Source organism: Spiroplasma endosymbiont of Halictus nicosiae (assembly GCF_978018445.1).
Window position 1 is genome coordinate 106,362 of record NZ_OZ389573.1, and the last position, 20,797, is coordinate 127,158.

30 protein-coding genes and 2 pseudogenes are annotated in these 20,797 nt (G+C 24.3%); 13 read left to right on the forward strand and 19 right to left on the reverse strand.

The window, feature by feature from the left end; all coding sequences use genetic code 4:
- Positions 1 to 10: 10 nt before the first annotated feature.
- The 3 genes from ACZ91P_RS00745 to ACZ91P_RS00755 all read right to left on the reverse strand — a co-directional run bounded on the left by ACZ91P_RS00745 (position 11) and on the right by ACZ91P_RS00755 (position 1,920).
- Positions 11 to 1,036: a hypothetical protein gene (locus tag ACZ91P_RS00745; RefSeq protein WP_465157564.1), complete on the reverse strand. Its 1,026-nt coding sequence runs from the start codon at positions 1,034 to 1,036 to the stop codon at positions 11 to 13.
- Positions 1,037 to 1,295: 259 nt separating this feature from the next.
- Positions 1,296 to 1,511 (reverse strand): hypothetical protein, encoded by a 216-nt coding sequence (locus tag ACZ91P_RS00750; protein ID WP_465157565.1) that lies wholly within the window; start codon positions 1,509 to 1,511, stop codon positions 1,296 to 1,298.
- A gap of 226 nt (positions 1,512 to 1,737) precedes the next feature.
- Positions 1,738 to 1,920: a hypothetical protein gene (locus ACZ91P_RS00755; RefSeq protein WP_465157566.1), complete on the reverse strand. Its 183-nt coding sequence runs from the start codon at positions 1,918 to 1,920 to the stop codon at positions 1,738 to 1,740.
- A gap of 459 nt (positions 1,921 to 2,379) precedes the next feature.
- Between ACZ91P_RS00755 and ACZ91P_RS00760 the strand changes: the two genes are divergently transcribed.
- From ACZ91P_RS00760 to ACZ91P_RS00770, 3 genes are all read left to right on the forward strand, one after another.
- Positions 2,380 to 2,874 carry a ComEC/Rec2 family competence protein gene (locus ACZ91P_RS00760; RefSeq protein ID WP_465157567.1) on the forward strand — a complete coding sequence of 165 codons (495 nt, stop codon included), beginning with the start codon at positions 2,380 to 2,382 and terminating at the stop codon, positions 2,872 to 2,874.
- 256 nt (positions 2,875 to 3,130) lie between these two features.
- Positions 3,131 to 4,096 (forward strand): DNA polymerase III subunit delta, encoded by a 966-nt coding sequence (gene holA / locus ACZ91P_RS00765; protein WP_465157568.1) that lies wholly within the window; start codon positions 3,131 to 3,133, stop codon positions 4,094 to 4,096.
- Positions 4,097 to 4,131: 35 nt separating this feature from the next.
- Positions 4,132 to 5,610: a hypothetical protein gene (locus ACZ91P_RS00770; RefSeq protein ID WP_465157569.1), complete on the forward strand. Its 1,479-nt coding sequence runs from the start codon at positions 4,132 to 4,134 to the stop codon at positions 5,608 to 5,610.
- A 72-nt stretch (positions 5,611 to 5,682) separates the two neighbouring features.
- Here ACZ91P_RS00770 and rpsT read toward each other — a convergent pair whose 3' ends face one another.
- On the reverse strand, positions 5,683 to 5,934 hold the full coding sequence (gene rpsT / locus ACZ91P_RS00775; RefSeq protein ID WP_004028323.1) for a 30S ribosomal protein S20: 252 nt from the start codon (positions 5,932 to 5,934) through the stop codon (positions 5,683 to 5,685).
- A gap of 147 nt (positions 5,935 to 6,081) precedes the next feature.
- Between rpsT and ACZ91P_RS00780 the strand changes: the two genes are divergently transcribed.
- From ACZ91P_RS00780 to ACZ91P_RS00790, 3 genes are all read left to right on the forward strand, one after another.
- Complete coding sequence (locus tag ACZ91P_RS00780) at positions 6,082 to 6,369, forward strand: hypothetical protein (RefSeq protein ID WP_465157570.1); 288 nt, start codon at positions 6,082 to 6,084, stop codon at positions 6,367 to 6,369.
- Between the two features lie 66 nt (positions 6,370 to 6,435).
- A complete protein-coding gene (gene rpiB, locus ACZ91P_RS00785; protein ID WP_465157571.1) occupies positions 6,436 to 6,867 on the forward strand; it encodes a ribose 5-phosphate isomerase B in 432 nt (143 codons plus the stop codon).
- 278 nt (positions 6,868 to 7,145) lie between these two features.
- Positions 7,146 to 8,303, forward strand: coding sequence for a hypothetical protein (locus tag ACZ91P_RS00790; protein ID WP_465157572.1), 1,158 nt, complete (start codon positions 7,146 to 7,148; stop codon positions 8,301 to 8,303).
- Here ACZ91P_RS00790 and ACZ91P_RS00795 read toward each other — a convergent pair.
- Positions 8,217 to 8,444, reverse strand: coding sequence for a NifU family protein (locus ACZ91P_RS00795; protein WP_465157573.1), 228 nt, complete (start codon positions 8,442 to 8,444; stop codon positions 8,217 to 8,219). The two genes, ACZ91P_RS00790 and ACZ91P_RS00795, sit on opposite strands and share 87 nt — an antisense overlap.
- A gap of 135 nt (positions 8,445 to 8,579) precedes the next feature.
- Between ACZ91P_RS00795 and ACZ91P_RS00800 the strand changes: the two genes are divergently transcribed.
- Entirely contained in the window at positions 8,580 to 9,602 is a 1,023-nt protein-coding gene (locus ACZ91P_RS00800) for a ribose-phosphate diphosphokinase (RefSeq protein WP_465157574.1), read from the forward strand.
- Between the two features lie 605 nt (positions 9,603 to 10,207).
- On the opposite strand, the gene ACZ91P_RS00805 is transcribed toward ACZ91P_RS00800, so the two are convergent.
- The 3 genes from ACZ91P_RS00805 to ACZ91P_RS00815 all read right to left on the reverse strand — a co-directional run bounded on the left by ACZ91P_RS00805 (position 10,208) and on the right by ACZ91P_RS00815 (position 11,289).
- Complete coding sequence (locus tag ACZ91P_RS00805; protein WP_465157575.1) at positions 10,208 to 10,417, reverse strand: hypothetical protein; 210 nt, start codon at positions 10,415 to 10,417, stop codon at positions 10,208 to 10,210.
- A 69-nt stretch (positions 10,418 to 10,486) separates the two neighbouring features.
- The gene (locus ACZ91P_RS00810; RefSeq protein WP_465157576.1) at positions 10,487 to 10,801 is read right to left on the reverse strand and encodes a UPF0236 family transposase-like protein; all 315 of its coding nucleotides are present in this window, start codon (positions 10,799 to 10,801) and stop codon (positions 10,487 to 10,489) included.
- Positions 10,783 to 11,289, reverse strand: a complete 507-nt coding sequence (locus ACZ91P_RS00815; protein WP_465157577.1) for a UPF0236 family transposase-like protein — start codon at positions 11,287 to 11,289, stop codon at positions 10,783 to 10,785. Before ACZ91P_RS00815 ends, ACZ91P_RS00810 begins: the two co-directional genes overlap by 19 nt.
- A gap of 72 nt (positions 11,290 to 11,361) precedes the next feature.
- Between ACZ91P_RS00815 and ACZ91P_RS00820 the strand changes: the two genes are divergently transcribed.
- On the forward strand, positions 11,362 to 11,589 hold the full coding sequence (locus tag ACZ91P_RS00820; RefSeq protein WP_465157579.1) for a hypothetical protein: 228 nt from the start codon (positions 11,362 to 11,364) through the stop codon (positions 11,587 to 11,589).
- Between the two features lie 20 nt (positions 11,590 to 11,609).
- Here the strand turns inward: ACZ91P_RS00820 and ACZ91P_RS00825 are convergent.
- Positions 11,610 to 12,343 (reverse strand): annotated as a pseudogene (locus ACZ91P_RS00825) (spiroplasma phage ORF1-like family protein).
- A gap of 99 nt (positions 12,344 to 12,442) precedes the next feature.
- Positions 12,443 to 13,423 (reverse strand): annotated as a pseudogene (locus ACZ91P_RS00830) (IS30 family transposase).
- A gap of 66 nt (positions 13,424 to 13,489) precedes the next feature.
- On the opposite strand from ACZ91P_RS00830, the gene ACZ91P_RS00835 reads away from it, so the two are divergent.
- The 5 genes from ACZ91P_RS00835 to ACZ91P_RS00855 all read left to right on the forward strand — a co-directional run bounded on the left by ACZ91P_RS00835 (position 13,490) and on the right by ACZ91P_RS00855 (position 17,021).
- Positions 13,490 to 14,500 carry a hypothetical protein gene (locus ACZ91P_RS00835; protein ID WP_465157581.1) on the forward strand — a complete coding sequence of 337 codons (1,011 nt, stop codon included), beginning with the start codon at positions 13,490 to 13,492 and terminating at the stop codon, positions 14,498 to 14,500.
- A 212-nt stretch (positions 14,501 to 14,712) separates the two neighbouring features.
- Entirely contained in the window at positions 14,713 to 15,207 is a 495-nt protein-coding gene (locus ACZ91P_RS00840) for a hypothetical protein (RefSeq protein ID WP_465157582.1), read from the forward strand.
- 476 nt (positions 15,208 to 15,683) lie between these two features.
- Positions 15,684 to 16,043, forward strand: coding sequence for a hypothetical protein (locus ACZ91P_RS00845; protein WP_338990033.1), 360 nt, complete (start codon positions 15,684 to 15,686; stop codon positions 16,041 to 16,043).
- Complete coding sequence (locus tag ACZ91P_RS00850) at positions 16,043 to 16,204, forward strand: lipoprotein (protein WP_465157583.1); 162 nt, start codon at positions 16,043 to 16,045, stop codon at positions 16,202 to 16,204. Before ACZ91P_RS00845 ends, ACZ91P_RS00850 begins: the two co-directional genes overlap by 1 nt.
- 667 nt (positions 16,205 to 16,871) lie before the next feature.
- On the forward strand, positions 16,872 to 17,021 hold the full coding sequence (locus ACZ91P_RS00855) for a hypothetical protein (protein ID WP_465157584.1): 150 nt from the start codon (positions 16,872 to 16,874) through the stop codon (positions 17,019 to 17,021).
- 463 nt (positions 17,022 to 17,484) lie between these two features.
- Here ACZ91P_RS00855 and ACZ91P_RS00860 read toward each other — a convergent pair whose 3' ends face one another.
- The 9 genes from ACZ91P_RS00860 to ACZ91P_RS00900 all read right to left on the reverse strand — a co-directional run bounded on the left by ACZ91P_RS00860 (position 17,485) and on the right by ACZ91P_RS00900 (position 20,740).
- Positions 17,485 to 18,405 carry a hypothetical protein gene (locus ACZ91P_RS00860; RefSeq protein WP_465157585.1) on the reverse strand — a complete coding sequence of 307 codons (921 nt, stop codon included), beginning with the start codon at positions 18,403 to 18,405 and terminating at the stop codon, positions 17,485 to 17,487.
- A gap of 21 nt (positions 18,406 to 18,426) precedes the next feature.
- A complete protein-coding gene (locus ACZ91P_RS00865) occupies positions 18,427 to 18,759 on the reverse strand; it encodes a hypothetical protein (RefSeq protein WP_465157586.1) in 333 nt (110 codons plus the stop codon).
- A complete protein-coding gene (locus ACZ91P_RS00870) occupies positions 18,759 to 19,058 on the reverse strand; it encodes a hypothetical protein (protein WP_465157587.1) in 300 nt (99 codons plus the stop codon). The genes ACZ91P_RS00865 and ACZ91P_RS00870 overlap by 1 nt, the downstream gene beginning before the upstream one ends.
- Positions 19,000 to 19,197 carry a hypothetical protein gene (locus tag ACZ91P_RS00875; protein ID WP_465157588.1) on the reverse strand — a complete coding sequence of 66 codons (198 nt, stop codon included), beginning with the start codon at positions 19,195 to 19,197 and terminating at the stop codon, positions 19,000 to 19,002. The genes ACZ91P_RS00870 and ACZ91P_RS00875 overlap by 59 nt, the downstream gene beginning before the upstream one ends.
- On the reverse strand, positions 19,163 to 19,339 hold the full coding sequence (locus ACZ91P_RS00880; RefSeq protein WP_465157589.1) for a hypothetical protein: 177 nt from the start codon (positions 19,337 to 19,339) through the stop codon (positions 19,163 to 19,165). Before ACZ91P_RS00880 ends, ACZ91P_RS00875 begins: the two co-directional genes overlap by 35 nt.
- Before the next feature lie 18 nt (positions 19,340 to 19,357).
- The gene (locus tag ACZ91P_RS00885; protein ID WP_465157590.1) at positions 19,358 to 19,843 is read right to left on the reverse strand and encodes a hypothetical protein; all 486 of its coding nucleotides are present in this window, start codon (positions 19,841 to 19,843) and stop codon (positions 19,358 to 19,360) included.
- A 63-nt stretch (positions 19,844 to 19,906) separates the two neighbouring features.
- The gene (locus ACZ91P_RS00890) at positions 19,907 to 20,194 is read right to left on the reverse strand and encodes a hypothetical protein (protein WP_465157591.1); all 288 of its coding nucleotides are present in this window, start codon (positions 20,192 to 20,194) and stop codon (positions 19,907 to 19,909) included.
- 73 nt (positions 20,195 to 20,267) lie between these two features.
- A complete protein-coding gene (locus ACZ91P_RS00895; protein ID WP_465157592.1) occupies positions 20,268 to 20,405 on the reverse strand; it encodes a hypothetical protein in 138 nt (45 codons plus the stop codon).
- Positions 20,406 to 20,440: 35 nt separating this feature from the next.
- The gene (locus tag ACZ91P_RS00900; RefSeq protein WP_465157593.1) at positions 20,441 to 20,740 is read right to left on the reverse strand and encodes a lipoprotein; all 300 of its coding nucleotides are present in this window, start codon (positions 20,738 to 20,740) and stop codon (positions 20,441 to 20,443) included.
- Between the last annotated feature and the right edge of the window lie 57 nt (positions 20,741 to 20,797).

The window sequence follows — 20,797 nt, forward strand, 5'->3', positions numbered from 1 at the left end:
TTTAGTACTATTAAGAATTTTTAATTTTAACATCAATCGGATTTGTTTGACCAGTAGCGTTGTTTTTATCTTCAATTTGCACTGCAACTGTTTTATCATTTGTAATATCAATTGGTCAATCTTCACTTTTACTTTCAATAAAGTAATCAAAATCATTTTCAGTTAAAGAAACATCTACTGCTTTAACTGCTTTTAAAACAACATCTTTAAATTGTGGTTTTAACTGTTCGGCTTTTGCTTTTGTTGGGTCTGCTACATGAATAGTTGGTTTATCTAATTTATTAATTTTACTAATATCAATTTTTGAAACAATATGTTTAATAATTCCTTTGGGTTCTACCACTGCTCCACCTAAATATAAAACTCTTTCCATAATCAAAGTATTACCCATTCCAGTACCTAACGCAGCAGCACCAACTCTTAACGGAGTATGATCTTTTTTGCGTAAAATAAGAGGGTCATATTTTTTGCTAAACTTAAATGCAATTGCATTAACACCATCTGGTAATAATTCAATTGTTCCTTCTGAACGATCTTTATTAATAATTGGTAATTTTTTAGGAACCATATAGTATGTTGTTCCTTCAACAGTTTTAATTGCTCCACTTGTTGTGATTACACTATTTATTTGGTCGTTTGCTCCAAGTTGTAACTGTAATTTATTACGAATTCCACGAATAAAATCAGCCGAACCTAAAACAATTGTTTCTGATGGAGTAAAGCCGTTTTCATATATTTTATGCATAATTTCATCATGAATTTGTAAAGCATTTGTATCATCTGCTTTTTTGCCTTGAATAGTTGTAACTGTTCCTTTATTAATAATTTCTAAAATTTTATTGCGTTTATAAGCAACCTCAGTATCCATTGCTTGCTCAATATCGGCAGCCCAAAGATTAGGATTAAAATCATTTTCTACAGGATCTAATTTACGAGCAAAAGTTAAAATTGTATCTAATTCAACAACTCCATCTGTTTCTCGGTCTCTTTGTGTTGCTTGATTAGCAATATCGCCAAAAATTGTTTTTGGATCCATATTTTTATTCCTTCTTTCTATTTATTAAATACATTGTCTGTATCTAAAATATTGTTTTTTTGTTTTCTATTTTTGGTAGGCCCCCAGTATTAACTGTTTGTACCTTAATTAATTCATCATAAACACTTTGCAATTCTGTTTTAATGATTTCAATATCATCAGTAATATCATAATATTTTAATAAAACATTTTTAAAATCTTCATTATCAGTTGAAGAATTAATAAAATCAATTACTTTAATTTGTTTTAGTTGAATTGTTTATTGTTCAATTTGTGAAGTTAACTCAGTATTTTTTGCTTGTAGTTCGTTGATTTGCTGATTATTATTTTCTAAATTACTTGAATTAAATTCTTCAACTTCAGCAGTATTTTCTAAAATAATTTCAGCAGTTTTAATATCTAAACTACCATCTTTATTTTTAATAGGTTCATTATTTTCATTTATAAGAACATATTTTACATTTTTTAATGCCATTGTTTTTCCTCCTATTTTTTAATATTTGTATTTGTTCTTTTTCTAATCGCTTTTTGTATAATTTCAAAACTATCTACTCTAAAAGACAAAAAATAGTGTTTAGTTTTTATATTTAACTGATTAAATACTGAGCCTTTAATTTTTATCTCATCATCTTTTTTAATTTCAAAAACTCAGTTAAAACAGATGGGTTATATATTCATAATGTTGAGTAATTTAATCCTTCTTACTGACATTTAGCCGAACAAGCATCAACTTCAACACCACCAGCAACAAGAGCCTTAATTTTTGTTTTAATAGGATTTTCATGTAATCTAACAGTTAATTCTAACTTATTAACTTTTTTATTTTTTATTTTAGGTTTATTAGTTATTGATTTTTTAGGTAAATTACTTTTTGTTTGAGACATTATTTAACATCCTTATTAGATAATTTGTCATATTTTGAACTGTCAACTAATATTCAATCGATAGAACCTGTTGAATATGGATTTTAACATAATGGTATTTATTTTTCTACTTGGATAAATGTTATATTTTAATTATCAATTAAATTTTTCTAGTATTTTATTTAATTTATTATTGTTGCCAATCTTATCATTAATTTATTTATTCTCTTTAATAATTGTTTTTATACCACCATTTTATTTTATTTATCAATATTTTTGCTTAATTATATGGTGATTTTAAATAAAATTAATTTAATATGAAATATTGGTTATGTCCCTTTGTGATTTCTTTTATTATATTATATTCTTTTATGAGGAATGAATAAAAGTGTGTTTCGAAACAAAATATTTAGAATATTTTGCATTCTATCAATAATTTGTTATAGTTTGCAATCATATTTTACTAGTATTCATTATTCAATGACAATGTTAAATGTTGGTAACGGTCAAACAATTGTTTTTCAAGACAAGCGTGCTTTAAAAACAGTTTTATATGATGTTGGTGTTGGCTATGGTCGTTCAAAACAATTAGTTAGTAATTATTTAAAATGAGCAGGTATTAATTGAATTGATGCTATTTTTGTTTCACATCAACATGATGATCATAAGAATAATTTACCAACTGTAAAAAAATATTTTAATGTTAAACAAGTAATTCAAAATGATACAAAATTGAAAACATTTCAATTTGGTGGATTAGGATTTACTGTCTTACATAAAACAATTAATGATAAAGATGAAAATAATAATAGTTTAGTGCTTTTGGTTAAAATAAGTCAATATCAAATCTTATTAACAGGTGATATTAGTAAAAAAATTGAAATAAATTTATTACGAGAAAAATTATTTCCAATCATTCTGTTACAAGTTCCGCATCATGGTTCAGAAACTAGTTCAAGCTTAGCATTTTTATAAAAAATAACACCAAAGGTTTGCTTCATCTCTGGTGAAAAAACAAAACGCCAAAATTATCCGGCGCCAATTGTTGTTGAAAATTTAAAAACAATTAGGTGTCAAATTTATTTTACAAATGGTAGAAGAAATCTTCAATTTAATATTATGTCAGCATTAACAGCAATTAAATTATTTTAAATCCTTAATTTATTTTTTACTTTATATGATAATATTATTTTGTCATAAGTTTTAGAACATTCTAAAGGAGTTTTAAAAGATGTTTTTAATATATGGAGAAGATGCTTTTTTAATTAAAATGCAAAAAAATAAGATTTTAAAAAAAATTAATCCTGATAATGAGTATGATTTACAAGAATATAATTATTTAGAAGACCCCCTATTATTTATTCTGAATGATGCCAACACAACTCCAATGTTTTCAGAAAAAAGAATAATAATAGTTAATGATAGTTATTTTCTTACAGAAGAAAAAATTAAGACAAAAATAGACAATAAAAGTTATTTAACAAGTTTAATGGAATATTTAGCAGCTCCAAATCCGAGTACTTTTATTATTTTTATTTGTCCAGTCAATAAACTTAGTAATCGTTTAAAAATAACTAAACAAATGTTAGCACTAACTAGTGTTTTAAAAGCAACAAATTTATCATATAATGAATTAATTAAGTTTATTGATGATTATATTACAAAGCATAATGGGACGATTAAACAAAATTTAATTCCTAAGATTGTTGAATATTTGCCAAATAATTTATATATTATTAAAAATGAATTAGAAAAATTGTTATTAATAAACTCAAATATTACGATGGAATTAATTGAAAATAATATGACAAAGTATTTAGATACCGATATTTTTAAATTAGTTGATGATTTATTAAAAAATGATTTGAATAGTTTTTTAATAAATTATCATTATTTACAAGAACGGGGTTTAAATAGTATTGCTTTATTAGCATTAATTACCAATAGTATTATTTTTACAAGAGATATTATTGTTTTATCTGCTTTTAAAAAAACACCTTCACAAATTGCAGAAATTTTACAAATTCATCCCTTTCGAGTAAAAAAAATTTCAGAGCATATGCATAATTTCAGTATTAATAAAGCAAATAATATTATTCAAGAATTATTTTGAATTGATTATAATATAAAAAAAGGTATAATAAGAAAAGAAATTAGTAGTGATTTGTATTTAATTAAATTATTTGATATAAATTAAATTATTACAAAAAGAGAGATGAGGGACATAAATAAATGAAAGAAAATAAATTATATGCCCATATAGTTTATACATTATATAATATCTTTAACGATGATAATATTAAGGCACAAGTAATAGTTAACCAGGACTTTAAAAAATTAGTAATTCAACAAATTTGTAATTTATTAACATTAGAAAAAGAATTTAATGTAAATTTAAATGATAATAAATTTACTCTTTCATTTGCTCAGGTTTTGGCTGATATTACTAATGAATCAAAAACAATTGAAAAGGTTGACGGGGCTACTTTTAATATGTTAGATGAAGAATATGTTGCTTTTGTGCAATATATTGCTTCAAATTTTGGTGTTGAAAAAAATTATATTACCAGAGAAAACATCGTCACTAATCAGTTAATTGATGCCACAGCTGATTTTACTGATGAAAAAGCAATTGATAATGCTCGTGAGAAGCTAAAAGTTAAAGCTAATGAAGAAGCGGCAGACGAATCACAACTGGAAGTAGGACTAGAAAGGGGAATTGGAGGCATAGGAGGAGCGTCAATGGGTGGCATTGGCCCGGACTTTAGTGATCCAAGTAAATTTGATATGTCACAAATGATGCAGCAAATGGCAAATATGCCAATTCATCCACGCTTAGACCCACGGTTTTACTTTTATACTTCAAAACCAAAGTATATGCCAATTTTAAAGAAAAATGTTGCTGGTTTTGTTATTTTAGCTTCTGCTTTGTTAATTTTATTGTGATTTTTAAATTCCTATTTAAATATTTATTTAGACACAAAAGTAATTGTTTATACAATCCCAGGAACTAGTGCAATTGTTATTATTGGTGGTGTGGCTGATAGTGCTTTACATAATGCTAACAATAATTTTAGTGAAGTATTTAGTTTTGGTTCAAAATATAAATTTTTATTAATGCAGTCCGCCGGGTTGCAAACCTTCTCAGGAATTTTATCGATTTTGCCAGGAATTTTCTTGGGTTATGAATTATTAGGGAAAAAGCGTTTTAAACGGGATAATTATGTTGTTAGATTCTGACCAGTTGTATTATCAATCATTATTCTTCTTTATTCTTCTTTGTCATTAATTCAAGTATTATTACCAAATGTTGTTGATAAATATTTTAATAGTATATCGGTACCTAATGGTGGCTATATTATTAAAAACGACCCACAATTAGAAATAACAGAATGATTATTATTACCAGATTCAGATTTAACTATGACAATTAATAGTTTAGTAAGCGAAGTTTATAATAGCACAACTTACCAAGTATTACATATTTTTACAATTATTTCAATGATTGCTGGTCTTCTTGCAGGAATTATGGTTATTATTTTAGCAGTTTTAGCTCCTAAAACAGACCGTAATAAATTAATTCGTGCCAATACAGAATACCAAAAAGCAGTTACTGCAATGATGAATGGACAAAAATATGAAATGGATCCAACACTATTTGATGATGAGTTTAAGAATGATAATGTTTTTGATAAATCAAAAGATAAATAAAAAAAATCATATTAATTATGATTTTTTTTATTTTTTTAATATTTACTGTCTTTGTTGAAAAGGATTTTGAAATTAATGTGCTTTAAGCATTAATCTGCTTTTAACACGAGCTGCTTTATTAGCATGATAAATTCCTTTAGTCACTGCTTTGTCAACTAAACTAATTGCAGTATTAACTAATTCTGATGCGTTTGCTTCTTGTGCGTTAATAGCGATTTCTGCTTTTTTGATTGCTGTTTTTACTGATGATTTAAAAGATTTATTTGCTAAATTAGCTTTTGAATTTGTTTTAACTCTTTTAATTTGTGATTTAATATTAGCCATTTTTGCTCTCCTTTCGACTTTTAAAACACAAAGAAATTATAGCAAATAGATAAAAAAGTGTAAAGGAAAGTACTACTTTTTTAATATTTTATCATTATTTTTTTAAAATATATCTGTATAATAATTGTAAAGTAGGTGGATATAGAAATGGGATATTATTATCAACACCGTTTAGGGTTTTCTTTTCATTGTTTGCAACGAATTCGAGAACGAATTCCTGCTTTTAAAAATGAAAATGACTGAATTATTAAAGAAAAAATTATTAAAATGATTGATAATTCTTCTGATCGAATTGAGACAACAAAAAATTTATATATTAAATTAGATGATTTAAAAGGGAACTTATATGTTGTAGTTGCAAAACAGACAAGATTAATTGTAACAGTAACGCCAATGAGTCCTGGAAAATTATTAAATATTATTACAAGGAATTAATTTTTGTTTTTTATTTAAAAAATCAATATGTTATAGTTAAATTGTAGGAAAAGGAGAAGAACAAGAATGAAAATTGTGATTGGGAATGATCATACAGGTATTGAAATGAAAAATGCAATTGTTAAACATTTAATTGCACAAAAATATGAAATTATTAATTTAGGTACAGATAGTATTGAGGCAGTTAATTATCCTGATATTGGTCAAGCTGTTGGTGAACGCGTAATTAAAGAAAAAAATAGTATTGGAATTATAATTTGTGGAACAGGAATTGGAATTTCAATTGCGGCAAATAAAGTAAAAGGAATTAGAACAGCATTGTGTAATGAAACAATGCTAGCAAAATTAGCGCGCGAACATAATAATGCTAATGTTTTGGCATTGGGTGCTAGAGTTATTGCAAATCAAAATGCAATTTGAATTGTTGATATGTTTTTAAATAGTACTTTTGATGCTGGTCGTCATGCGCTTCGTGTTGAAAAACTTAATAATCTTTAGGATAAAATTATGAATAATTGAGATAATTTATTTTTGTATCCTTTTTTAACAATTTTACTTATGTTAGGATATATATCCTAACATAAGTAAAATTGTTAAAAAAGGAATAAAATCTTTTTATCAATGAGTTTTTTGATTTTGCTAAAAATATTAATTCAATTACTCTTTTATTAGTAGTTAGTACATCTTTATATACGGCAATCTTTTTTATTCCAGCTTCATGAATTACAGGATTATTTCAAAGTCGGAAATTATGGTTTTGAATTTCATATTGCTTAATGTTTTTAGGAATTTTATTAGTTTCTATTTTACCGCAAAATTGAATTACTATGATTATTTGTACAATTACTTTTGGCTTTGGTGTTTCAACAAATTCATTATGATATTTAAGTTTTAATGAGATTTATTTTTATCGAACTAATCCTTTTGCAACAGTAACTTTAAATTTACCAATTGTTGTAATAGCGAATATGACTGGTGCTAATGTATTGATGTTTGTTAAAAATTTTAATAATAGTGAATTAACATTCCATTATATTATTTTTGGAATAATTACTATTATCCTAATGTTTTCATTTGCTTTTTGCTTTTATATGCCGAAAATTAAAAACAATATTGGTGTTTTTTCTCCGAAAGTTTTAAAACATTTTAGTACATTTTCATGATGAAAAATTATTGTTATTCTTAGTTTATTATTTTTTATTGCTATTTTAAGAGAATTAAGTCAAGGTGATTTTTTAAATCTTATTTTAGCACAAGAAACTTGAGTACGTTATCACAGTAAAATGATGGTGGAAGATTATTTAGATTTAGTTCAAAAAATTTGATGGTTTGCGCAAATTATTGGTGCAATGTTTATTTATTTTTTTATTAGAAAAATTGGAATTAAAAATTCATTAATTTTAGCATTAATAATTTGAAGTCTATATTTTATTTTTGTTGCTTTCATTTTAATTCCGGAAGTTTTATTAATTTGTCAATTTTTAAATGGTTTTGCAATGATATTTTTGTTTGGAATTTTATTTTCAATGACAATGATGTGGAATTATCGGATTCAAAATCAACCTGTCACGGGTTGTTTTTCAGCATTAAATGCTTTAGTAACATTTCTTATTAAAAATGATTTATTTTTAGATTCATTAAAGCAAGTTATTTTATATTTATATTTAAGCTGTTGCATTAGTTGCTTTATTTTAATTGTTGTTGTTTTCTTTAGCGCTAAATTTATTAGTGGTGAATATTATAATCGTGACCAAGTTGAAAGTAAGATTAGCGAATTAGTTGGAATGGTTGTTACCCATCAGATTGATGAAAAAATTGCTTTAAAAAAATATTTACAAAAAAAGAAGTTACATAATAACTTCTACTGCAATAATATCAGGCATTTCTTGTTTAACAATTTGTTCAACACCATCTTTAATTGTTGAATCAATTAATCCGCAACCAACACATGCTCCTGCCAAAGGAACATAAACAATATTATTTTTAAATTCAACAAATTCAATATCTCCGCCATCTTGGTTAATATAAGGGCGAAGATTATCAATAATATCTTTTGCTTGATTTGTTTGTGTCATTCTAATCACCTTCACTATTTAATTATAGCATTTTTATAACAAAGTTAGTTTAATTAATTATGGATATGTATATAATAATAGGTAGAGATTCAATTTAGAATTTTTATTGGAGTTTAAATGTTTAGAGGAGGACTAATGGAAGAAAAAAGTTTTAGTATATATGGCCTATCTTCTGGAATAAAATTAGCAGACGAAATTTGCAAAATTTTAGGTGTAACAAGACAAGAAATGGAAACTGTTCGTTTTGCTGATGGTGAAATTTTGGTACGGGCAATGAATTCAGTGCGGGGGAAAGATGTTTATATTATTCAATCAACATCTTGACCAGTCAATGAGAATCTAATGGAATTATTAATTGCGATTGATGCTCTAAAACGAGGTAGTGCACAAAGCATTAATGTGATCATTCCTTACTTTGGATATGCTCGTCAAGATCGAAAAGCACGTGGTCGCCAACCAATTACATGTAAATTAGTGGCAAATATGTTAACAACAGCAGGGGCAACAAGAGTAATGACTGTTGATTTACATTCACCACAATCAATGGGATTTTTTGATGTTCCAGTTGATGATTTACGCTCAACACAAGAATTAGTAAGAACAATTGTTCGAAAAATTGAAGAAGACCATCTTAAAGAAGAAATAACAATTGTTTCACCAGACCATGGTGGATTAGTACGGGCACGAGATGCGGCTAATCGTTTAGGAAATTTAGCTGGGAATATTGCAGTAATTGATAAGCGCCGTCCAAAACCAAATGTTAGTGAAGTTCAATTTATTTTAGGAGATGTCAAAGACCGTATTTGTTTTATTGTTGATGATATGATTGATACAGCTGGCACAATTTGTAATGCAGCAAAAGCATTAAAACAGCATGGGTCAAAAGCAGTTTATTTATTAGCATGCCATGGAGTATTTTCATCCCCAGCAAAAGAGCGTTTAACAGAACTTATTAATGATGGGACAGTTAAAAAGGTTATTGTTACAAATACAATTGATATTAATCAAGATCGATTATTTGACGGGTTAGAAGTCATTTCAATTGCTGATTTAATTTCACAGATGATTAGAGCAATGATTGAAAAACGTAGTTTATCAGATGTTTATTCAAAATGTAATGAGCAAATAAAAAAAATAATTGAGAAAATAAAAAAATAAAATAGTTGGTAAAGTTTGCATTGTTTTAGTTAAGAAATGCAAACTTTTTTTATAACATTTATTTTTTTTATTAAGAAAGAGAGTAATTTATTTATGATTAGATAATCAATTTTAAAGTAGTTTTTTGCTATAATTAAATTAAGATTAGCATTACGATATATGATCCCATTTTTCAAATATTTTTTCTTAATTTTATTTTAAAGGGTTATTATCCATATTTAATTATTGTTCTGTATGGTGTAATTATGAATATTTTTTATAGTATTTTAATTATTACTTGAATAACAGTATTAGAAGATAATAAATATAATAAATATTATTTTTTAATTTTAATATATAGTTTTTTTAACTTAAGTTTTTTTAAAATAAAAAAGAAATTGACAAAATTGTTAAAACAAGCATTAATGTTAATCAAAGAATAAATTTTCATGAAAATATTAGGGAGTGTTGCATATAAACGGGGGTATTACTTAATTTATTTAAAAACAAGAAACTTTTTTCTTTTATAAAAACATAATAACACAAAAAAATAAAAATACAAAAAAGAATTTCATATTTTAACATACTAAAAAATAGTTTAAAAACTAAAATTAAATTATTTTAAATTAACTAAAATTAAATCTCATAATTTTTAAATCCAAAATATTTTTAAATGTTGAAAATGAAAATGTTTTATTCCCATATCCCAAACAAGATTTTACAACTCTTGAAACATCACTTTCAGCAAATACGCCAATATTTCACTCTTTATTTTGATTTAAAATACCATTTTTTAAATTAATAAAATACCTTAATTTAATTCTTTCATTCTGCAATAATTTTAAAAAAGTTATAAATTCGTCGTATTTTCCTTGTAAAAATAATTCCTTTGCGTGTAAATAATTTTAAAAGGATTCTTTACTACGATTACCACAATATATATTATTCTTTAATTCTCTTATTGCATGAAATCTATCAAATATAAACATACCAACAAAAATTTTAGCAGTTTTTTTAATTCATTTAGCACTATCCCCACCAATAATTAATTTAATATTTTCATGATTTTTAAAAAATTTTTGAATTTGTTTTTTAATAAATAAAGCATTAAATTCTGCTCCTCGAGTTTTCTTATTAAGAAAAAAATAACAATATTTTTTATTTAAAGATTTATTATTTTCTTTTCCAGTATTAAATGAAATTATTCTAACAGTTTGCAAATAAGATTTAAAAAAAAAGTTACATGTGCATCATCCAAATTGATATATAAATTTTTTCAATTTTTTAAATCTATTTTTTTATCTTTTCTTTTTATTAATGCTTTTCGCAAAATAGGCGAAACAGATGAAAAATGCAATTTACAATTAAACATATCTAATATATCACTATATCTTTTATTTTTTACTATTTCAGCAATTATTTTTAATTTTAAATCATTAATTATTCTTTGTCATTTTTCAACTCCAAATTGTTTTTCAACAAGAGGAACATATTTTCTCTTACCCTTATAAAGATATTTGTAAATTCTTTTCTTATAAATTAATATTCCAAATTCTGTTTTAATTTTTCTAGTTTTTATTTCTTTTACAAAATATTTTATTTTATCTTGTTTTTTAAAAATTATATTATCAATTCTTTCTATCTTTTCTTTTAACTGATTTAAAGCATTTTCATAAATATTTGCACTAAATTTATTAAAATTAAACATTTTATTATTTCCTTTCGTTAATGTATAGTATAATTAAAGTAATTATAACATTTTACAGAAAGGAATAAATATATGAAAAAGTTATTAAGTATTTTAGGAGAAGGAAATACTAAAAAATGATACATAGGTATTTTAAAAAAAGATAATAAATGAAATATTATAAAATGAAATGGAAACAAAGAATTTTATTCATATTATTATGATAAAGTTTATTATTGAAATGGTAATAATGAACCTAATAATTTACAAATACCATCAATTAATTCCAGTACTGGTAAAATTATAGATTGAAAAGAATAAAAGGACTTTATTAGTCCTTTTTATATTAATCGTACAAATTTCATAAAAATAATTAATAAAAATATATTTGTTATTGTATTATATAATGCTGGACTAAATTTTCATACCTCAAATGTTTGATTAAAAAAACTATATATTGTTTCAAAAATTTTTCCAACTCCATTCGCTAATTCATTAACTTGTTTTACACCCGGAATATTATTAACAATTCAAATTGCCGCATTACGAATATGACATGCTAAGTTATATCAATTACAACTTTCATATTGTGCTTGTCATCATTGACCATCCGGAAATAATCCAGCATTATTTATTTCTTGTCAGTTATAAATACCAAAATTAAAATCATAATAACAATACATATCATTTTCTTTTTGTGCTTGTAATTCAAAAACATTATAACCAATTTTTTGTTCTTCAATTTTTTATATTTTAAACGATATTTATCTTTTAAAGCACCTTCAAAAACATAACCTTCATTTTGATTAATATTATAATTATTTGCAACTGAAAAATCATAGTTAAAGAGATTACCATAATTTGTATTATAAAACCGATTTTTAAACACTGAATACAATTTAATATCTAATTATTTGTATTTATCAGAAAAATAAAAGTAACGTGGATAAATTTTAAAACCATTATTCACTAATAAACCATATTTTTTATTATATCCTTTCACATAAGTATTATTTTCTAAATCAAAAATTGTTCGTAAATAATCTTTATAAAAATTTTGAGAAACCATAAACATACTATTTTTTCAGAAAAAATTAAATTTTTGTAATTTTATTTTATTTTATTCATATTTAAGCACACTAAAAAATAATTTATTAAATTTTAACTAATAAATTTATTTAAAATTTTGTAAAAACATTGTCTTTGCACTTAGTCAATTTAAACATGGTCGGAGTTTATCATTTATAACATTAACTACTCAATCTATCATTTTTTTACTAATATTAGTAAAATCAATTACCTTAGAAAGTCAATATCTAAATTCACCGTTCATATGTTCAATTAATGGTTTTTGTTGTGGTTTACCGGAGTCACAAAAATAAACTTGTGTCTCAGCAAATATTTCCATTTCTTTTCATTTACTAAATTCTTTTCCACGATCTGTTATTATTCCTTTAATTTTTCCAATTAAATTATTATTTTTAGCAATATCTTTAAATTTTTCTAAAACTTCATTAGCAGTATTATTTTTTAATTTCATTACAAAATAATTTTTACTTGATTGTTCTACTAAAACTAAATTACTAGATTGATGGCCTTTTCCTACAACAGTATCCATTTCAAATCATCCAACATTAGAAACTTTATTTTCAATATCTCAAATTGATTTAAAGTTAATTAATTTACCACGATTATCAGTTTTTCCTTTTGTTTTATATTTTTTACCACGATGGGGTAAATTTTCTTTTTTTAATCCAAATTCACCTAAGCGAATTCATTTATACAATGTTTTAACACAAGCAGGAAATTTAACACCAAACTCCAAGAAATAATGATAAATTAATTGTTCGGGTGTATCGTGCTATTTATTAAATCTTATTTTAATAAAATCTAACTGCTCTTTTGTAAATCTAGGTAGTTTTTTAATGCATTTTTTACGTTTTTGTTTATAATCTTTTTGTGCTTGATATGGATTATAATCTTGTATATTTTTAAATCGATTTATTTCTCTTTTAACAGTATTAACTCCACCACCCGTTTGTCGTGATATTTCAGATAAATTAATTGTGCCATTTTTCTTTTTACAAGTATCAGATAATAATAAATCCTTAAATAAATCTCGTTCATCAAATATTAAATGTTTAAATTTTCTCATTTTTATACAAATTCCCTTCATTTTTTCTTATAATGTATTATATATAAAATAAAGAGGTTAATAAATATGCAAAAATTTAGTAAAGTTAACAATAAAAAACGAATTATTAGTTATGAACATTTAAATAAAAAATATGATTTAAATTTTAGTGACTATAATTTTGGTTTTGATTGAGAAGTATTTAAAGATTTTGTTGGTGATAGTTATGCTCGATATTTTACTTTGCCAAGTTTTTTTAAGTTTGTTTCAGCGGGTCGTGGTACTAATAAAACATGAAATCATTTAGCAGAAAAATTATTTTTTGCTTGTAATTTTACTGATGCTTCATCTAATATTTTGCGAAGATACGCCAACACCCACGAAGATACTACATTTGGCGATACAATTAATGTGTGTAACTATTTATATGATAAATATGGGATTGATATAGGGCCCGACAATAAAAATGGAATTGTTTGACCTAAAAATGTTAAAGAAGGCGGCGAGATTGTTTTTCCTAGTGGTGTTCGTATTGCTTTTGCTGGTTATGCTAATGGTAATAAAATTATGTGTAAGGTTGGTAAAGGTAGCGGTATTATATCGACATGAACAGATGAAATGATACATGCTGAAGAAAAAGAAATTTTAACTGATAAAGAACTAGATAAAAGATATAATAATTTAAGAGTTTCAATGTTTCGTTCAAAAAGTTTAAAAGTATCTTATGAAAAATATATTGATGATGATGGTAATAAACAATATAATTTAGATAATCCTATTCCTATAAAAGAATTATCTTGGACATTTCAAGAATGAGATAATATAACAAAAAAATATATAACAGTAACAACATATTTTCATAAAACATATTCTAATCAATTTACTTTTAATCCTTTTGATAAATACCATGTTTTTTATGAAAAATTTGTAACACCATTTTTACCTTTAAATGAAAGAATTAAAAATATTTTAAAAGAACACAATCAGGTATATTCAGAAAACAAACAAGCATTTAATGGTTTGGGTATTTTTAATTTGCGTTTAACTATGGGTGCTGTTTGAAATAAAATACCTGATATTACTAAAAAATTGTTTTAGCAAATAAAGAAGAACGACCTGATTTATTTGAACTTGAATACTGCGGTTTTGAATATAACGATAATGACCCCAGTATTTATGTTTTACGAAATTATCGTAAATATATTAAAGAATATAATTTACAAGATTTTTATAATACAAATACAAAACAGTATCAATTTGATAGTTATTCAATTGGTGTTGATTATGCTAATGGTAGTGAAGACCACACGGTGTTTTTATTTAGTGGTTATAAAATTAATGAAAATAATGAATATGATAAATATTTAATTGAAGAAAATATTGTTACACCAAAAAACGCAATGAATTTAAATGAAATAGTTGAACATTACGGGCAATGAATAATTAATACATTTGATAAATTTGATGCTTTTGAATATGCTACATTTCATTATGATATTAATGCACACGACTTTATGCAAAAATTACAAGAAGATATTTACCCTTATTTGGGTTATAAAATTAAAATGTTTAAAGCTAAAAAACATCAGACATCCCTTAACAAAGAAGCAGGTATAATCAATCGTGTAACATGAATAAGAAAAATGTTTGTTCAAGGCAAAATATATGGCATGTTGGATAACTTCCCATTTTTAGATAAGTGTATTAGTAAACTAAGATTTAATGATACCAAAACAAACACACCCGATAGTAAAATGTACCATGACCCCATATGATGCTTTGTTTTATGGTTCTTATCCGTATAGTTTTAAAATGGGAATTTAAAATATTTATGTTAATACTATTGAAATAAAATTAAAGAATATTTTACTTAACTTTTATCTATATGTTTATTAAATCTGAAATAGCAGATTTTTTTAGGTTTTGGGCGAGCGGTTGATTTTCTTAAATTTTTGTGATAAAATGACTTACAAGTTAAAAAAGATTTTGAGGTTCTTTCAAATAAATTTGGGAACCTTTATAAAATTCTTCGCTTAACGCTTAGAATTTTTCCCAAGTATTTTGAAAAGCGCGGCAAAAGTTTTTTTAAACTTTAAGGCATTTTTCACAAACTTATGAAAATAACCGCGAGCCCAGATTAGTAATAAAATATAATTACAATAACAATCATTCTAAACAATCTCCTTTCTAAAACATATTTAAAAATGCTTGACTTGTATATATATAATGTCAATAGATCTTGAAAAAAAGTTTCAAGATGAAAGAAAAGAAATTATATAAAATGAAAAAACTTTTAAGTTTATTAAGTGTATTAACAATTAGTGGAATTTCTGTGCCAACAACAATTGCTTCTACTCCTTATCATAATAAAATATATATTCAGAATGAAATAAATACAATTGAACATAAATTATTTCTTTTAAATTATGATATTAGGAAGAAAGAAATAGAATTTTCAGATGCAAAAGAATATTATGAAAAATATTCAAAATTATACGCAGAAACTTATGATACAGGATATCTAAGATATAGTGATGTTTATAGAGAACAAATGAGATTTTTTAGAAAACATTTAAATAATATGGAAAATACAAAAACTTTTTATTTTGAACGTATTAATTATTTAAATCAGCAAAAATAATGAGAAAAATTTTAAATATTATTGGAGCAATATCATTAGTAGGAACAAGTACAACAACTTTAGTTTCTTGTAATACACCACAAGAAAAAGAATATACGCCTGAAGAATTGAAACATTTTAAAAAAAGAAAACCAAATAGATACAACAAATGAAACTATTAAAAACAATTTAGAATGAATAACCTCGCAAGAAAAACCTTTTAATCCAACGGGAGATTATAAATATTATATAATTATATGGTGTGGTGATGAAAATGATAATTGAACAATTAAAAAGTATAAAAATACATATGAAGAAGTTAGGAGAATTGATACATCATATAGTGGTGCAGCATTATATAGAAATAGCGATGATTTAGTTGCAAATAAAACAAGAGAGCACGCTACTTGAATTACAGATAATGGTACTTATTTTAAAGCAGTTTATCGTTGAAGTTTAGATATAATACCCCCCGATTTAATTATTGATGATTACGGTAATATAAAAGTTAAAGAAGATTAGACGGATACTAATAAATATAAAAACTCATTTATTAAAATGAGTTTTTATATTTCTAGTGTAATTAATGATAGTTTTTCATTATTTTTATTAAATAGTTGTAAATTATTAATATTAATTTCTTCTTTTTCAGTAAAAATTTTAATATCATAATTTCCATAACCTCATATTCCAGATAATTCAATTTGATTTAAAATAAATAGTTTTTGATGGTTATAAAAAGATATTTTAATATTATCTTCAACTAAATTTTTAGTTATACTTGTCCAAACTGCTTTTGAATAAAGTAATCTATATAATTGAGAAAAATAGTTTAAATATTCTTCTATTTTGTCATTAGAAACAATTAAATTAGTTAAATACTTGCCATATTCACCATCTGATAGCTTAATTTCAGCGGGAATAAGGGAAGGTATATTATTTGTTTCTAATTCATTTGTTATTGATAATCAATTAAAAAAATTTGCTTCTAATTGATAAATAGGGTTTTCTGAAATATCTTTATTTTTAACAGTTACTTTAATTTCATCATTGTTATTTATATTATTTTTATTTTTTAAATTTCAATCTATAATTTGTCCAGTATTTGAATTAATAATTGGAGTATTTGGATCATTATTATTGTCTCAACAATAAACTGCTTTAAAATAAGTACCATTATCTGTAATTCAAGTAGCGTGCTCTCTTGTTTTATTTGCAACTAAATCATCGCTATTTCTATATAATGCAATGCTGCACCACTATATGATGTATCAATTCTCCCAACTTCTTCATATGTATTTTTATACTTTTTAATTGTTCAATTATCATTTTCATCACCACGCCATATAATTATATAATATTTATAATCTCCCGTTGGATTAAAAGGTTTTTCGCTTGCATAAATTTCATTTCAATAATTTTGTGGAGGTATACCAATAAATTCAAAATATGATGATATTAATTATACTTTACAATTTTGAAATTCTCAATATCCATTGTCTATTTTATTTGGTTTTGATACTAGTTTTAAATAATAAGGGGTAATTAATTTAACATCATCATTATAACCTTTATTAATTGCATATTTACTATATGTATAATTTGATAACATATATATAATTTGTTTAAATTTTTTTACAGAATTATCATCTAAAGATGTAGAATTATCTAATTTTCAGTTTTCAAATAAACCATCAATTACATTTTCGGGTTTTTGACCTTCAAATTTTTGGCGTAGTTCAGCCGCTTTATTGGTAGGATTTCCTTTTTCATCGTATTTTGCACCTTCAAATTTTCTATCATAATTATATCGATATGTTAAATAATTTAATAAAACTTTTTCTAAATCATTATTTTTTATTAAACTTAAAATATCTTCTACTTGAAGATATTTTTTTGATATATTTCATGGTAAAAAACTTTCACTAAATCAATATTGAAATATTCTTAAATTAGGATTTGTTTCAATAGGCATTGATAACAAAGGTACTAAACTAGCATTTTCAATATTTGATGATGGATAAGAATAAACACCATTAATATTCCCTCAACATTTAATATTTCCAAATAGCATAGATTTAGGATATTTAATTTCAATACCAGTAAATACTGTATCTTCAGGCAATGGTTTTTGTAAAACTAAATGAATACTATTTTGGTTTTTTCATTTAAAGTCAGTTATTTTAACTAAATGCGTAGATTTAATAATGTCAACACCATCGGGTGAATAGGGGCGTTTATATTCTTCAATGATATTACATTCATTTTTATTGTCTTTACTAATTGGTTCATTAATAGATACTATTTTTAAATCTAATGCTTCTAAAAATTCTTTGTCTTGTTTTGAAATATCATTAATTAAAATATCTTTTTCATCAATCATGACATAACTAGTACTATTATCTTAAACTGTGGTGTTTTGTTGAACTTGTAATTTAAAATTAAAGTCACTAATTTCATAACCAGTTATTTTAATATATTCATCTTTGTCAATAAAACCGATTTTAACACTATTTTGTGAGTAGTTTAAGGTAGGTTTTTTCTTTGTCTTAACAAGATTATTAATTTTATAAATATATAAGGTTCTGGCGCGGTCTTCACTAAATAATTGTGCTAAATCAGGATCGCTGTACTGCGATTGATTAGCAAAATCTAACGGAATACTATCAATTGAATAGTCAATTGGTTCATCTTTTTCTGCTAATTGTGCTAACATTTTTTCAGATGGTTTTAGCATTATTTTTGTTCTCCTTTTTCATTGGGCATATTGATAATAGTTTCATTATTTTTTAATTGTCTGTTTAAAGTTGCATTTACTGGTAAACGAACATCAACAATTAAATTATCAATATTTTTAATATTAAATGTTCTACTATTTAAAATAGCATTATCATATTTAATTAACTTAATAATGAATTCAGTTAATTTAATTTCTCTGATATATATCATTTGTTCATACGAAGCGTTTGTTTGAATATTAACACCAGCAACTTCCGCTTGTGTTTGTTGAGCCCCCCTTAGGGATTGCGGGAACATGGTGGCGATTTATTTTATAATAATTAGTTAATAATCAATCATATATTTTGGTTAATTGTTCACCTTTAAAGTTACCAGCAATATAGTCTACTGGTTGAAAATTACTATCGGGGTCTCCTTCAACTAATATCAGTAGCATCAATATATTCACTATCTGCTTCTAAAATCTTTTTAATTTGTAAAACAGCAACATCTCCAATTGCTTTTTCTGTTGCAGTATTACCACCAACTTGAAAAACTGTTGGTAATGCAATACTTGATTTTCCGCCTACTTTTGCCATAGGTTATTATCCTCCTTATTATTGTCATGTTAAACTTTTAGCATAATCAATAATATCTTGGTCAGTTTTAGCACCATTTTTCTTAATTTCTTCTAAACGATTAGATTTAATTTCTTCACTTCTTTTTAGCATTTGGTCAATAACTGACCCACCATCAACAGTACCATCTACTAAATTAATATTATATTCTTCTGCTATTTTGTTTATTCTTTCTTGTTTAGATAAATCTTTATATTCATCATTATTAATTAACGAAGAAATAATCTTTTTATCTTTATCTGTAAAATTTTTTAAATATAATTCATTTTCTAATAAATCACTTTTATTTTTTAATTCTTGTAATTGAGTATTAACAATTTCAAAATCTGTTTTATCAACTACATCTTCACGATTTTTAATTGATTCACGAATTTGTTTAGCCTGAGCAGATAATAATTCATCAACTGCTTTCGCTTTTTCATCATCAATTTCTAAAATTTCTTTAATTTTTTCTAAATTTGCCATTATTTTTTGCTCCTTATTTGAGTGTAGGATTAACACTTTTAACAAATTATAGGTAAGACTCTTTTATAAAAGGAAGATTAACCTTATAAAAATATTATACCATAATTTAATTTTTTTTACAATCATTGTGTTAATCATATCTTTATACTCTTTATTTTTTTGTTCCATATATAAAATAGTTTCATTCATTTTAATTTGAAACTCTTTAAAATGACTAATACATAATTGCACTGGTCAATCACCTTGCATTTTTCTTACTAAATCACCATTTTTATCTTTTTTAAATCTTGCTAATACCTTTCTTTTACAATTTGGCATTTCACAATCTAACCATTTTTGAATAACTGCCATTTTATTCTCCTTTAACTTTTACATTACCATTATCATCAATATCTAAATTAGGTAATTTTTGTTCATCACCATTTTAACGATAAACTGATTTAAAAACTTTTTCACTAGCAGGTTGACTAAATTTTCAAGTAAATGATGAGTTTCATTGAACTGTTATATCTTTTGGAAATTCTATTTCTTTATTTCCAATAAATCCTTTTGTTTCTTTCAATATAAATAATTTTTCTACATCATTTTCATTAACAATTATTCTTTTTCCATTTTTTTTGATGTTTTTGTATCATTTTTAAATTTTGTAATTCTTCAATTTTCAGTTGAATTACTATGTCATAATACATAATAATATTTATTATCAACTTGATTAAATGGTTTTTCTTGTGGTGCTATTCATTCTAAAATACCATCTTTTGTTTTTATATTATTTTTTTCTTTTAGTTCTTTTAATTGTTCGGGTGTATATACTATTGGTGTATTACAAGCAATTAAACTTGTTGTACTTGTTGCTATTAGAGTGATTGTTCCTAAAAAACTTAATATCTTTTTCATAATAAATAATTCCTTTTTTTAAATCCTTTTACAATCACAATTATATATATAAATATA